The 13,938-nt window shown below is 65.8% G+C and carries 13 protein-coding genes; 11 read left to right on the forward strand and 2 right to left on the reverse strand.

Annotated elements, in window-relative coordinates; all coding sequences use genetic code 11:
- Positions 1 to 23: 23 nt before the first annotated feature.
- The 3 genes from CSW57_RS13405 (at position 24) to CSW57_RS13415 (ending at position 2,638) form a co-directional block, all read left to right on the forward strand.
- Positions 24 to 542: a PH domain-containing protein gene (locus CSW57_RS13405; RefSeq protein WP_099383389.1), complete on the forward strand. Its 519-nt coding sequence runs from the start codon at positions 24 to 26 to the stop codon at positions 540 to 542.
- A 101-nt stretch (positions 543 to 643) separates the two neighbouring features.
- A complete protein-coding gene (locus tag CSW57_RS13410; RefSeq protein WP_099383181.1) occupies positions 644 to 1,321 on the forward strand; it encodes a response regulator transcription factor in 678 nt (225 codons plus the stop codon).
- Positions 1,322 to 2,638: a sensor histidine kinase gene (locus tag CSW57_RS13415; protein ID WP_099383182.1), complete on the forward strand. Its 1,317-nt coding sequence runs from the start codon at positions 1,322 to 1,324 to the stop codon at positions 2,636 to 2,638.
- A gap of 16 nt (positions 2,639 to 2,654) precedes the next feature.
- On the opposite strand, the gene CSW57_RS13420 is transcribed toward CSW57_RS13415, so the two are convergent.
- A complete protein-coding gene (locus CSW57_RS13420; protein ID WP_099383183.1) occupies positions 2,655 to 3,269 on the reverse strand; it encodes a GtrA family protein in 615 nt (204 codons plus the stop codon).
- A gap of 140 nt (positions 3,270 to 3,409) precedes the next feature.
- Between CSW57_RS13420 and CSW57_RS13425 the strand changes: the two genes are divergently transcribed.
- Positions 3,410 to 4,705 (forward strand): 5-(carboxyamino)imidazole ribonucleotide synthase, encoded by a 1,296-nt coding sequence (locus CSW57_RS13425; protein WP_370623956.1) that lies wholly within the window; start codon positions 3,410 to 3,412, stop codon positions 4,703 to 4,705.
- Entirely contained in the window at positions 4,698 to 5,234 is a 537-nt protein-coding gene (gene purE, locus CSW57_RS13430; RefSeq protein WP_262982251.1) for a 5-(carboxyamino)imidazole ribonucleotide mutase, read from the forward strand. Before CSW57_RS13425 ends, purE begins: the two co-directional genes overlap by 8 nt.
- On the opposite strand, the gene CSW57_RS13435 is transcribed toward purE, so the two are convergent.
- Positions 5,231 to 6,064, reverse strand: a complete 834-nt coding sequence (locus CSW57_RS13435) for a dienelactone hydrolase family protein (RefSeq protein WP_099383186.1) — start codon at positions 6,062 to 6,064, stop codon at positions 5,231 to 5,233. The two genes, purE and CSW57_RS13435, sit on opposite strands and share 4 nt — an antisense overlap.
- A 164-nt stretch (positions 6,065 to 6,228) precedes the next feature.
- Between CSW57_RS13435 and CSW57_RS13440 the strand changes: the two genes are divergently transcribed.
- The 6 genes from CSW57_RS13440 (at position 6,229) to CSW57_RS13465 (ending at position 13,880) form a co-directional block, all read left to right on the forward strand.
- Positions 6,229 to 7,389, forward strand: a complete 1,161-nt coding sequence (locus tag CSW57_RS13440; protein ID WP_099383187.1) for an acyl-CoA dehydrogenase — start codon at positions 6,229 to 6,231, stop codon at positions 7,387 to 7,389.
- A 65-nt stretch (positions 7,390 to 7,454) separates the two neighbouring features.
- On the forward strand, positions 7,455 to 8,672 hold the full coding sequence (locus CSW57_RS13445; RefSeq protein WP_099383188.1) for a sensor histidine kinase: 1,218 nt from the start codon (positions 7,455 to 7,457) through the stop codon (positions 8,670 to 8,672).
- Positions 8,669 to 9,403: a response regulator transcription factor gene (locus CSW57_RS13450; RefSeq protein ID WP_189339247.1), complete on the forward strand. Its 735-nt coding sequence runs from the start codon at positions 8,669 to 8,671 to the stop codon at positions 9,401 to 9,403. Before CSW57_RS13445 ends, CSW57_RS13450 begins: the two co-directional genes overlap by 4 nt.
- A 165-nt stretch (positions 9,404 to 9,568) precedes the next feature.
- A complete protein-coding gene (locus CSW57_RS13455) occupies positions 9,569 to 10,327 on the forward strand; it encodes an ABC transporter ATP-binding protein (protein ID WP_099383189.1) in 759 nt (252 codons plus the stop codon).
- Positions 10,324 to 12,777, forward strand: a complete 2,454-nt coding sequence (locus CSW57_RS13460; protein WP_099383190.1) for an FtsX-like permease family protein — start codon at positions 10,324 to 10,326, stop codon at positions 12,775 to 12,777. The genes CSW57_RS13455 and CSW57_RS13460 overlap by 4 nt, the downstream gene beginning before the upstream one ends.
- A gap of 62 nt (positions 12,778 to 12,839) precedes the next feature.
- Positions 12,840 to 13,880: an Rv2578c family radical SAM protein gene (locus tag CSW57_RS13465; RefSeq protein ID WP_099383191.1), complete on the forward strand. Its 1,041-nt coding sequence runs from the start codon at positions 12,840 to 12,842 to the stop codon at positions 13,878 to 13,880.
- Positions 13,881 to 13,938: the final 58 nt, after the last annotated feature.

Genomic DNA, 13,938 nt, shown 5'->3' on the forward strand with positions numbered 1-13,938 from the left:
GTCATCTACGGGAGGATTTGTCGATGGGGTATCCGGAGAACATCCTTGCGCAGGGCGAACGTGTGGTTGTGCATCACCATCCGCACTGGAAATGCCTGCTGGCACCCGCGCTCATCTTTGTTGTCGGGACCGCGGCCGCGGGTGTGGCTGGGGGTTACCTGTCCAATGCCGACCTCGACTCCACGGCAAAGCTGATCGTGGGCATCGTCATCGCCGCGTTGTGGTTGCTCATCGTCCTCTGGTTCTTCGTGCGGCCGCTGATCAGCTGGCGCACCACCCACTTCGTCCTCACCGATCGGCGGGTGACCTACCGCAACGGCATCGTCACCCGTTCGGGTATCGACATCCCGGTGCAGCGCATCAACTCGGTGGAGTTCCGGCATGGACTGATCGATCGGATGCTCCGGACGGGCACCCTCATCATCGAGTCGGCCTCCGAAGACCCCCTCGAATTCAACGACATCCCGAACGTGGAACGCGTGCACTCACTGCTCTATCACGAGGTGTTCGATGCCCCGGACGGCAACAGCTTCCGGCGCTGACCTCCACCCGGCCGCGGCGAGCCGGTCACGAAATGACCTGTGACCGCGCGGGAATCCGATCGAATCCGGGTATCTGTGCCGCATGCGCCTAAATTGGTCTGGTGACCGAAGTTCTGCTCGCCGAAGACGATGACGCGATCGCCGCTCCGCTGGCCCGCGCCCTGAGCCGTGAAGGATACGGCTGCGAGGTCGTCACCACCGGCACCGCTGCGCTGGAGCTGGCACGGAGCGGCCGGTTCGAACTGCTGGTCCTCGATCTGGGTCTGCCCGAGATGGACGGCCTCGAGGTCTGTCGCCGCATCCGGGCGGTTCGGCCCAATCTGGCCGTGCTCATGCTGACCGCCCGGACCGACGAGGTCGACTTCGTCGTCGGCCTCGATGCCGGGGCCGACGACTACGTGGGCAAGCCGTTCCGCCTTGCCGAACTGCTGGCCCGGGTACGCGCGCTGCTCCGCCGCAAGCAGAACGTGGATGTGGTCATCGAAGCCGGCGACATCCACCTCGACGCGCGCGGACGGCGTGTGCTGGTCGGCGGTCAGGACACCACGCTCGCCAACCGCGAGTTCGACCTACTGCGGTACCTGATGGAGCGGGGCGGCGAAGTGGTGAGCCGCGAGGAGATCCTGACCGAGGTCTGGGGTACCCCGGATCTCCTGTCGTCCAAGACGCTCGACATGCACATCTCCTGGCTGCGCCGCAAGATCGGCGACGATCAGCCCGGACGGAAGAAGCGCATCGTCACCGTTCGTGGTGTCGGCTTCCGGTTCGACCCCGACTAGATGCGCCGCCGGATCCTTCGGTCGATGATGGCCATGGTGATGGGCATCGGCCTGCTGCTGGGCGTGCCGTTGATGTTCACCGCCTGGTGGTGGGTCGACGACACCGCACATCAAGATCTCGATGACCGCCTCAAACGGGTGTCCACCGAACTGCTCAGCCAAGAAGGACCCGACGGGTCGATCAGCGGCACCGTCGACCAGGACAAGTTCCGGTTGCTCGTACCCGAGAACGGCCGGCTGGAGATCTACTTCCCGATCAGCGGGCCCGAGGGCATGGAACGCGGGCGACTCGAGGTGGGAGCCCCGATCGACGAGGAAGCGGTCACCGAATCGCTCACTCTCGGCGAGGCCGGGTCACTCACTCTCTCTGTGCCGCACGCACAGGTGCGCAGCAGGCAGTGGGGAGCTGTGGGTGTGGTCTCGCTGGTGGTGGTGACCTCGGTGATCCTGGGTCTTGTGGTGGCTGCGGTGACGGCCGGCCGCCTCGCCGACCCGCTCGAGGACGTCGCCGCACGCGCCGCCCGGATGGCCAAAGGCGACTTCGGAACCGAAGGCCGGCACTACGACATCGAAGAACTCGACCGGGTGTCCTCTGCGCTCGACGCCGCCAACCGGGAGATCACCATCCGACTCGAACGCGAGGGGCGCATCGTGGGAGAGGTCTCCCATCAGCTGCGCAGCAGGCTGACCGCGATCCGGTTGCGGCTCGACGAACTCTCGATTCATCCCGATCCCGATGTGGTGACCGAGGCCGAAGCAGGTTTGGCGCAGGTGGAACGGCTGACCAGCGAACTCGATGAGTTGATCACCGCCGCCAGGGGTGAACAGGTCGCGATGCTCGATCCCGTCTCCGTGCCCGAGCAGGTCGCTCAGGTGGTCGCCGACTATGAATCGGCGTTCGAGGTGCAGGGCCGTCATCTACGGGCTGGAGGGGTCGGGCAGTGCGCGGCCCGGGTCACCCCCACCCGACTGCGGGAGGCCTTGAGCGTGCTCGTCGACAACGCGCTGCACCACGGGGCCGGGGATTGCTGGGTGGACACGCGAGAGTTGCCCGGCAGCCGCATGATCCGGGTGTCGGTGTCCGACGAGGGTCAGGGGATCAGCGACAAGAGTGCGCCCCACGTGTTCCAGCGCGGCTACTCCGAGGGTGGGTCGAGTGGGGTGGGTCTGCCGCTTGCCCGCGCACTGATCGAAGCCGACGGCGGCCGTCTGGATCTGCTGCAGCGGCGTCCGGCGACCTTTGCGATCGTGGTTCCGCGACATGACACGGATGATGCGGCCCGATCCAGGAGGACCGGTCACAGCGAGCCCCGCTGATGGCGCGCGGCGCTGGTCAGGTGTGACCGAGTTCCTCGTCGGCGAGTTCGTCCTGTGCCCGTTGGTCCTGTGTCCGTCCGTCTTTTGGCCGTGCGAGACCCTCGCGATCGTCGTCCGGACGCAGTACCGAGGCGTCGACCGCGGCCGCGAGATCGGATTCGGGGAAGGCGAAGCGCCGTAGGGCCCAGAAGCGGAATGCCATCTGGAGCAGATTGCCGATGATGTAACCGAGGATGAAGTCGATTATCACCAGCTTGGTGACATCGACCGAACTGCGGATGTCGAACAGGTTGTTCGCCACGAACAACGGCGCGGCCTGGAGAACCACTCCGACCCCGCTGATCGCGAAGAAGAGGAACGCCTCGTGGTGGGTTTCGCGGCCACCGCGGTTCTTGAACGCCCACTCGCGGTTGAGGATGTAGCTGACGATGGTGGCGAGCACACCGGAGATGACCTTGGCGATGACGGGTTTGGTCTCGAGGATCGTCAGGCTCAGCGAGTAGAAGATCGCCATGTCCAGGATCATCATCGAGCCACCGATGATGGCGAACTTGATGAGCTCATGGTGACGCATTACCAGCGCTCTCAGCGGCGCAGGCATACGGGCCATGAGCCCATCGGTGAGTGACACAAGGATGGAGTCTACGAAACAAGTTCGTCCAGAAACCAATCCCGGCACGTCCCGGCGCCTCCCGTGTCGTCCGATCGACGCCTCCCGTGACACGATGGATAGCCGTGACGAGTGATCCGACCCCTGCCTCGACGGCACCCGTGCCCGTTGTTCCCACGGCCTCCGATTCGGCAGTCCCACCTGCACCGGCGTCGCCGGAGGCCAGTCGTGACGTAGCTGCCCCGGGGATGCCCGTGGTCACCATGATCGGCGGCGGTCAGCTGGCGCGCATGACCCATCAGGCCGCCATCGCATTGGGGCAGCGTCTGCGTGTCCTGGCGGCATCCGCCGACGAACCGGCGGCCCAGGTCAGCCCCGATGTGGTGTTCGGCAGCCACAACAGCCTCGACGACCTCCGCGTTGCGGCGCGTGGCAGCCACGCACTGACCTTCGACCACGAGCACGTGCCGATCGAGCACCTCGAGGTGCTGGTCGGTGAGGGCGTGAGTGTGCTTCCTCCGCCGAGTGCGCTGATCTTTGCCCAGGACAAGCTCGCCATGCGGCGGCGCCTCGCCGACTTCGGCGCGCCCATTCCCGCGTACGCCGAATTGCCTCAGGACAACCCCATGGAGGCGCTCATCGAGTTCGGTGAGCAACATCACTGGCAGGTGGTTCTCAAAACCATCCGCGGCGGCTATGACGGACGCGGGGTGTGGCTGGTCGACAGTCGCGAGGAGGCACTCGAGGCGCTCGCGGCGGCACCAGCGGGTTCGTCCCTGATGGTCGAGCAGAGGATCGCGCTGCGTCGCGAGCTGTCGGCGATGGTGGGACGCTCGCCGTTCGGCCAGGGCGCCGTGTGGCCGGTGGTGGAAACGGTGCAACGCAAAGGACAGTGCGCCGTGGTGATCGCGCCGGCACCGAACCTGTCGGAAGAGACGGCAACCTCGGCGCAGCGACTCGCGTTGTCGCTGGCCGATGAGCTGGGTGTGGTCGGGGTGATGGCGGTCGAGCTGTTCGAGACCACCGATGGCTCGCTCTTGGTGAACGAGCTGGCGATGAGACCGCACAACAGCGGTCACTGGTCCATGGACGGCAGTGTCACCGGCCAGTTCGAACAGCACCTGCGTGCTGTCCTCGACTACCCGCTGGGCGACACCGGAACGCGGGCCCCTGTCACCGTAATGGCCAACATCCTCGGTGCGGCGAAGGCTCCGGTCATGTCGATGGACGAGCGGCTGCACCATTTGTTCGCACGCATTCCGCAGGCGAAGGTGCATCTGTACGGCAAGGGAGAACGCCCCGACCGCAAGATCGGACACGTGAACGTATTGGGATCGGCGGCCGGCAACGTGGACGACCCCGAGCATGTGGCGCACGTGCGGGAGATCGCGGAACGGGCGGCACACTGGATGTCGCACGCGGAGTGGACCGACGGATGGGATGTGCACGGTGAGTGAGAACGGCGAAGGTTCGGGTAACCGGCCACCGGGCCCGCGGGTCGGCCTGATCATGGGCAGCGACTCGGATTGGCCGACGATGGAGGCCGCGGCGGAGGCCCTCGCCGAGTTCGGGGTCAGATTCGAAGTGGGTGTCGTCTCCGCGCACCGAACACCTCAGCGCATGCTCGACTATGCGAAAGAGGCTGCCGGGCGCGGACTCTCGGTCATCATCGCGGGTGCAGGCGGAGCGGCCCACCTACCGGGCATGGTGGCCTCGGCAACGCCACTACCGGTGATCGGTGTTCCGGTGCCCCTCAAATACCTCGACGGCATGGATTCGCTTCTGTCGATCGTGCAGATGCCCGCCGGGGTGCCGGTGGCGACTGTGTCGGTGGGTGGCGCACGTAATGCTGGTCTGTTGGCGGTGCGCATCCTGGCGGCGGCCGACCCGGGACTGCGAGCGCAGATGGAACGCTTTCAGGCCGACCTGTCGGACATGGTTCTCGCGAAAGATCAGGCTTTGCAGCAGAAACTTCTCGGAGGCTAGCTGCTGGCGTCGACCAGTAGTTTACGCCGGAAGAGGTCGAGGACCTCGTCGAGAGCGGCTCTGGTGGGCTGGCCCGGTTCGTCGATCAGGTGCTCGGTGAGCGGCGAGTGTGGTGGCATCGGGGACGGGCCCGCGGCGTCGTCGTCTATCTCGATGGCCACGAAGGCGTCGCCCAATTCTCTGCGTAGGTAGTCGAACCGGGCAGCGGGTGAGAGCTTGTCTTTCCTGAACCGGACGCCCATCACTTCCAGACCCGCGGCGCACCGCCCTTTGACAACCGCGAGATCGTCGGGCGAGATGTCGATGTTCGCCGCGCCGACCGGCCGAAACGGCATGGAGGGCTGGGCGAGCACAGGGGCCAGGAGTCGGTCGTCCGCGGCCATCGCGAGGGCGAATCCGCCGGTGAAACACATCCCGATGGCGCCGACACCCGGGCCACCGCACCGCTCGTGCTCGTCGGCGGCCAGTGCCCGCAGCCAGGTCACCACAGGTGACGACTTCCCCGTGGCGAGGACTGTGAACTCGCGGCTGATGCAGGTCGGGACCAGAACCGAGGTCAGGACCCCGACGGATTTGAGATACCCCAGGTTGTCCGGCATGGGGTCGAGGCCGTCGACCCCGAACAGGCTGGGGACCACAGCAGTGCACCCGATGTCGGACACCTTGCGAGCGAAGTTCAGCACCTTCGGCGTGATTCCCGGCATCTCCGCGATGACAACCACGGCCGGCCCCTCGCCTCGCCGGTAGATCGTGCGCGTCTTGCCGGAATGGGTGAACTCGGCGCGGTCGAAGTCGGCGAGTTCTGTTTCGGGCGACTGTTTGGGGGTCATGGCTTCCTCACTGGCAAGGCGGGTGCGACTCATCGTCAGGCTAGCGTCTGCAGCGGCCGGGCACGGCCCTGTCTTTCCGGTTACCCGTGAGTAACTCCGGGGCGCGCAAGTATTAGGATCGACGGGAAGAACCGAGTTTTCTGGCGGATACGAGGAGTGTTCTGATGGCCGGCAACCCCGATTTTGATCTGTTCAAGCTCGGTGAAGAGCACGACGAGTTACGTGCGGCGATTCGGGCTCTGTCGGAGAAGGAGATCGAGCCGCACGCTGCTGATGTGGATGAGAACTCCCGCTTTCCCGAGGAGGCGTTGGCGGCGTTGACGGCGTCAGGGTTCAACGCGATCCATGTGCCCGAGGAGTACGACGGTCAGGGTGGTGACTCAGTGGCGGCGTGCATCGTGATCGAAGAGGTTGCGCGCGTGGATGCGTCGGCGTCGTTGATCCCGGCGGTCAACAAGTTGGGCACCATGGGCTTGATCTTGAAGGGCTCTGAGGAACTCAAGCAGCAGGTGTTGCCGTCGATCGCGTCGGGGGAGGCGATGGCCTCGTATGCGTTGTCCGAGCGTGAGGCCGGGTCGGATGCGGCGGCGATGAAGACCCGGGCCCGGGAAGAGGGCGACAACTGGGTGCTCAACGGTTCCAAGTGCTGGATCACCAACGGCGGGAAGTCGAGCTGGTACACGGTGATGGCGGTGACCGACCCAGAGAAGGGCGCCAACGGTATTTCCTCGTTCATGGTCCACAAGGATGATCCCGGGTTCACGGTGGGTCCGTTGGAGAAGAAGCTGGGTATCAAGGGTTCGCCGACGGCGGAGTTGTATTTCGAGGACTGCACCATTCCTGGGGATCGGATCATCGGGGCGCCGGGCACCGGCTTCAAAACGGCGCTTGAAACCCTGGATCACACGCGTCCGACGATCGGTGCTCAGGCTTTGGGTATTGCGCAGGGCGCCCTGGATCAGACGATCGCCTATGTCAAGGAGCGCAAGCAGTTCGGTAAGTCGATCAGCTCGTTTCAGGGTGTGGAGTTCATGTTGGCGGACATGGCGATGAAGATCGAGGCTGCTCGGTTGATGGTGTACACCTCGGCTGCGCGGGCTGAGCGTGGGGAGAAGAACTTGGGGTTCATCTCCGCAGCGTCGAAGTGCTTCGCCTCCGACGTGGCCATGCAGGTCACCACGGACGCGGTGCAGTTGTTCGGTGGGTATGGGTACACCCGCGACTTCCCCGTCGAGCGGATGATGCGCGATGCCAAGATCACCCAAATCTACGAAGGCACCAACCAGATCCAGCGAGTGGTGATGTCACGCGCACTACTGCGCTGACCCACGTCAGAAATCCTCCCGCGGTCTGATGCCCGGGCACCCGCCCGGGCGCTAGATTGACGAACATGGACTTCCAGCGGATCTTGCAGCGCTGGAACCGCTTCGCCGAACCGCGTCGGCTGCTGCTCGACTCGTTGCTGGCCGCGGCGCTGGCGCTGCTCAGCGTCGTTCCCGAACTGTGGGAACACATGGGTACTCCGCTCGTGTGGCGTATCGCGATCGGCACAATCGTCTGTGTCGCCGTCGCGTTCCGCCGGACCCGCCCCGACGTCTCCGGTCTCGTCATCGCTGCTGCGGCCTTCGCGCATCTGGCGGTCGACGAAAGACTCAGTCCAGCGGTGATGGTGACCGCAGTGATCAGTATCTACTCGATGGCCGCCTACGGCTCGACACGAGGCACCCAAGCCGCATTGGCCCTTGGCCTCGTCGGTTGTGTGCTGTCGTCCGGACGCCTGTACTCCGCAGCCGACGACACGGCCGCGTATGAGTTCACCGCGCCTGGAGCGGTGAGCTTGGGTGTCATCGCCGTCGGCATCTGGGCCACCGGGATGTTGCGGCGCACGCGACTTCGGGAAGTGCAGGGACTACGGGAGCGGGCCCGCCTGCTGGAACTCGAACGGGCACAGGAAGCCGAGATCGCCGCCATCGGCGAACGCACCCGGATCGCGCGCGAGATGCACGACATCATCGCGCACACGCTGACGGTGGTGATCGCGCAGGCGGATGGCGGCCGTTATGCGGCGCAACAGGATCCGGCGCAGGCCGTCAAGGCGCTGGCCACCATCGCCGACAACGGGCGCCAGGCCCTCGCCGACATGCGGTCGCTGCTGGGGGTGCTGCGTGACGACGGGCCACGCGAGATACGGGCGGTGCCAGGCATCGCCGACATCCCCGAACTCGTGGAGTCCGTGCGGGCCGGGGGTTTGCCGGTTCGACTGGACTCTTGTGGTTCCGCTCGCGACGTTTCGGTGGGATGCGGACTGACCGCCTATCGAATCGTGCAGGAATCGCTCACCAACATCCTCAAACACGCGGGGCTCGGAGCCTCCGCGGACGTCGGGTTGCACTGGCAGAGCGATGAATTGACGATCATCGTCACCGATGACGGTCGAGGGGTCGCCCCTACCATCGGTGATGGCGAGCTGCGTCCGGCCGGCGGAAAGGGGTTGCTGGGCATGCGCGAACGCGCCGAACTACATGGTGGGACGCTGCAGGCCGGCCCCCGTGACGACGGACCCGGATACCGTGTTCGCGCGTCGCTGCCCACCGGGGAGGTTCGATGACCGAGGTGATCCGGGTAGCGCTTGTCGATGACCAGGCGCTGGTACGTGCGGGTTTCGGAATGGTCATCGATTCGCAGGCCGACATGACGGTGGTGCTCGAGGCATCCGACGGTGCCGCAGCCGTGGAGACTCTGCGCCGAACCCCCGCCGACGTGGTGCTCATGGATGTCCAGATGCCAGGCGTCGACGGCATCGCGGCGACCAGGCAACTGCTCGCCGAGCAGGAAACGGGTGGGTCAGGGCAGCAGGGTGTCCCGAAAGTCCTGGTACTCACGACGTTCGACACCGACGAGTACCTGCTGGCCGCAATCTCCGCTGGTGCCAGCGGGTTCCTGCTCAAGGACGCACAACCGGAAGAGCTCTTGGCCGCGATCCGAACGGTTCATGCCGGTGACGCCGTGATCGCGCCGCGGTCCACCCGACGCCTGCTGACCCACGTGGCGGGAACCGCCGCGATGCCGACGCCGCCCGCGCCTGCCGGCCACGCCACCGTGGTGCCCGACCTCGTCGATCCGCTGACCCCCCGGGAGACAGAGGTGTTGCGGGCCATCGCCGTCGGGATGACCAATGGCGAGATCGCCGCGGACTTTCATCTGTCCCTCGCCACGGTCAAGACGCATGTCGGCCGGGTGCTCACCAAGACAGGGTCCCGCGACCGTGTGCAGGTCGTGTTGTTCGCCTTCCGTACCGGGATGATCGGGATCGACGACATCCTCACCCTCCACCGGTAGGTTCCTCTTCTCGTCCTGGAGGACCACGCCGGGTACGGAGGGTCATCCCGGGGGCTGACCGGAAGGGCTGCAGATGTCGGCCCGCACGTCGATGTGTCGACCTCCTGATCCGAAATAGGTTTGTGCCACAACGCAAGTCGGCGTGTGACACGAGAGGTGGGGCCAATGTCAGATCCATACGCGGCAAGGACCATTGCATTACAGAAGACATACGGGCACGGCGACGCGGCGGTTCATGCGCTGCGTGATGTGAGCGTGGACATCCCCGTCGGCAGGTTCACGGCCATCATGGGGCCGTCGGGGTCCGGCAAGTCGACGCTGATGCACTGTCTCGCGGGACTGGACACCGCAACGGCGGGAACGGTGTTGATCGGGGACACCGATCTGTCGCGATGCAACGATTCTCAGCGGACCCGGTTGCGGCGTCGAGAGCTGGGTTTTGTCTTCCAATCGTTCAACCTGTTGCCGGTGCTGACCGCACGGGCCAACATCCTGCTCCCGCTCACCCTAGATCGGCGATCTCCAGACGAGCTGTGGTTCGACGAACTGGTGGCGGTGCTGGGGATCGGGGATCGGCTGGACCACAAGCCGGGCGAATTGTCCGGCGGACAGCAGCAACGCGTCGCGATCGCCCGGGCGTTGCTCGGCAGGCCGCGACTCATCCTCGCCGACGAACCGACCGGCAACCTCGACAGCAAGTCGGGCGCGCAGGTGCTGTCGCTGCTGCAGAACAGTAGCCGCCGCATCGGCCAGACCATCGTGATGGTGACCCACGACCCTGTGGCAGCGGGCTATTGCGACCAGGTGCTGGTGATGGCCGACGGCGGGATGGTGGACCGAATCCTCGCGCCCACAGCAGATTCTGTGTTGGCAGCGATGCGTGGTCACGGCTCCGATCAGGTCTCTGTGGGTGACCCACGATGAGGGGAATCGCGCTGGCCCAATTGCGGGCACACAAGGGACGCTATGTGGCGTCGGTCCTCGCGGTGGCCATCGGTGTGGCATTTGTCGCCGCCACACTCACACTGACCGCGACGTCCACCGAATCGGTGCGTGCGTCGGTGGCAGCACAGTTCTCGTCAACCGACGCGGCGGTATCGGTACCGTCCGAGTTCGCGGATCAGACGGGAGAGCAACTCGCGAATGTTCCCGGCGTACAAGCGGTGGCGGTCGACCGTAACCGATTGGTCAGCGTGACCAGTGGCGCGAAAACCTACTCGCAGGTGGAGCTGACCGCGCTGGCACGTGACGAGCAGTTGCGATGGCAGACACTGACGGTCGGCGTGTTCCCGCAGGGCGACCGTCAGGCGTTGGCATACGCAGGCTCGAACTTCGCGGTCGGACAACGGCTTTTCGTGCGCCCGGACGTCGACACCGCCACCGACCGGACTGCTGTGGAGATCACCGTGGTGGGTCTGGTCGAGCGTGGTGACGCCACGTCAGGCGTGCCGCAGTTGTTCGCGCCCGGCGCCACCGTGTCCGCGGTGGACTCCGGGCGGAGCGATGATCGAGATGATGTGGTGATCAGGCTCGCGTTCGCGGGGGACACCGACCCGGCGTCGGTCATGACTGCGGTGGACGACGCGGCCTCGACCGTCCCAGGGGCCGAAGCCATGTCGGGTGAGGCTGCGGCCGACCGGGTGGTCCAGCAGTTCACCGGAGGGTCGGTGATCCTGGCTTCGGTGTTGCTCGTGTTCGCCGCGATCACCGCCATGGTGTCGTGTCTGGTGATCGCCAACACCTTTGCCGTACTGATCACGTCACGAACCCGGGAACTCGCGCTGCTGCGGTGCATCGGGGCAGACGCATCCCAGGTGCGGTCCGGCGTTCGGATGGAGGCACTGGTCCTCGGTGTCGCGGCCTCGGTCGTAGGTGTGATCCTCGGGATCGGAGGTGTCGCGCTGGCCACCTGGGTGACCCGGATGACCGGTGCCGAGCTGCCGTTGACCCACTTGGCGATCCCGTTCACCGCCGTGCTCGTGCCCGTCGTACTCGGCGTGGTGATGACACTGCTCGCGGCCACCATCCCGGCGCGACTGGCGACAAGGGTCTCCCCGCTGGCGGCCTTCACCACTGTCGCCTCGTCGGAGCCGCGCGGCCGTAACATCTTCCGGATCACTGCCGCCACGGTTCTGGTCCTCATCGGCACCATTGTGCTGATCTGGGGGATCGGACAGAAATCGGTTCCCGCAGCAGCTTTGGGCGGCGGTGCGACATTTCTCGCGATCATGCTGTCCGGTGTGGTTCTCGTGCCGCCGATCGTCCGGGCAACGGGATCGACTGCCGCACTGTTGCTTCGGCGCACGGCCGCGGGTCCGGTCGCAGAACTGACGGGCGCCAACGCCGGGCGGGCTCCACGGCGCACGGCCGCAACGGCGTCGGCGCTCATCATCGGCATCACCCTGACGACGATGATGGTGGTGGGCGCGCAGGTGGTGCGGTCGAGCGTGAGCACGTTGATCTCCGACATGCACCCGGTCGATCTGATCGTCTCGTCCGGTTCGCCGCTGCCGGCTCCGCTGGTCGAGTCGATCCGGACCACCGAGGGCGTCGCTGCGGCAGTTCCGTTGACCCGTACGAAGATCGATGTGAACGGGGTCGCGCTGAACATCGCCGCCGTGGACAGCTCGTCGTTGCCTGCGGTGATGAGGTCGGGCACGGCCCCAGGTGCGGATGAAGTCGCGCTGGCACCAGAAGATCAAGCCCTCGCGGGCGTGCAGGACGGTGAGCGGGTGACGGTTCTGGCCGGCGGGATCACCAAAACGATGACAGTGGTCGAAGGCGAAGCCGGTTCCTTCGCGGATCGCGCATCGGTGGGCGGGGCGCGGGTTCCGACCGGGATGGCCGTGCGTCTGTCCTCCTTCGGGACGGGCAGCGCGGACACGGTCACCACCCTGCGTGATCTGGTCGCCGCCTCGTCGCCCGACGCGACCTTCTCCGGCGGTGTGGAAACCCAGCAGCAGCTCGACGACATCCTCACCCTGCTGTTGCGAATCGTGTTGGCGCTGCTCGGTGTCGCCGTGGTGGTTGCTCTCATCGGAGTGGGAAACACCATGGCGCTGTCGGTGATCGACCGTCGCCGTGAGAATGCGCTGTTGCGGGTGATCGGCCTGAGCAGCCGGGGGGTGCGTGCGATGCTCCTGGGCGAAGCCACGATCATCGCTGCGGTGGCCTCCGTCGCGGGTGTGGCTCTCGGCACCACCTATGGGGTGGCCGGCGCGGCGGCGATCGTAGGTGCTGACCGCGTGTCCATACCTGATCTTCCTTGGGTCGAGATGGTGGTGATCGTGGTGGTCGGTGGACTGGCTGGGCTGCTCAGTGCAGCTCTGCCCGCCAGGCGCGCATTACGCGCCGATCCCGCAGCCGCGCTATAGCACACGGCCCGGGCAGGCCGGGTCGGCTTGACAAGAAATAGAACGCGTGTTCGAATCTGGGCATGCGGTGGGAAGGGCAGTTGCTGGACGCCGGAGACGAGAAAGAGGCGAGCGATCCGTCTCCGGCGCTGCCCGGCCTGAGTCGCGCCGGGCTGGTCCGGTCGGTGCGCACCCCCGAGTTCGACGGGGTCACGTTCCACGAGGTGCTGTGCAAGAGCGCACTGAACAAGGTTCCGGAGAGTTCACAGGTGCCGTTCCGTTGGACCATCAACCCGACCAGGGGTTGCCTCCATCAATGTGTCTACTGCTTCGCGCGTACCACCCACGAATACCTCGATCTCGATGCCGGCCGTGACTTCGACACCCAGATCGTGGTCAAGGTGAATGTCGCGGCGGTGCTGCGAAAAGAGTTGATGCGTAAGAGTTGGAAACGTGAGCCCGTGGCTCTGGGAACCAACACCGACCCCTACCACCGGGCTGAGGGCAGGTACCGGCTGATGCCCGGCATCATTCGCGCGCTCGCCGATTCGGGTACGCCGATGTCGATCCTCACCAAGGGCACGCTGCTGCGTCGCGATCTCAAACTCCTCGCGGCAGCGGCCAAATCGGTGCCGGTGTCGGTGGGCGTCTCCTTGGCGCTGCTCGACGAGACCCTGTGCAAACAGGTCGAACCCGGTACGCCGTCGGCCCGTGCACGCCTCGATCTGATCGAGGCTGTCCGTGAGTCCGGCCTGGACTGCCACGTGATGGCCTCACCCATCCTGCCCATGCTCAGCGATTCGCGTGCAGACCTCGACGACCTGTTCGCACACCTGGCACAGGTGGGTGCAACGTCGGTCACCGCGTTTCCACTGCACCTACGCGGATCCACCCGTGGCTGGTACATGTCGTGGCTCGCCCAGCACCATCCTGCCCTGGTCGGCAAGTACCGCCGGCTCTACGGTCACGGCGCCTACGTGGCCCCGGAATACCGAACGTGGTTGCGCGACAGAGTTGATCCGATGCTCGAGCACCACGGTCTCAGCGGCGACCGGCAGTCCGGCCTGCGCGAGGCGGTACGCGAGGCCGCGGCGGTCGAGACCCCGCAGCCGACGCTCTTCTGAACGGGTTCGGTCCGGAGGATCCCGCGGCGTCGGAGCGGACGTCGGAGTCTGTGTCCGC

The organism is Williamsia muralis (genome assembly GCF_002735905.1).
Taxonomy (GTDB): Bacteria; Actinomycetota; Actinomycetes; order Mycobacteriales; family Mycobacteriaceae; genus Williamsia; species Williamsia muralis_A.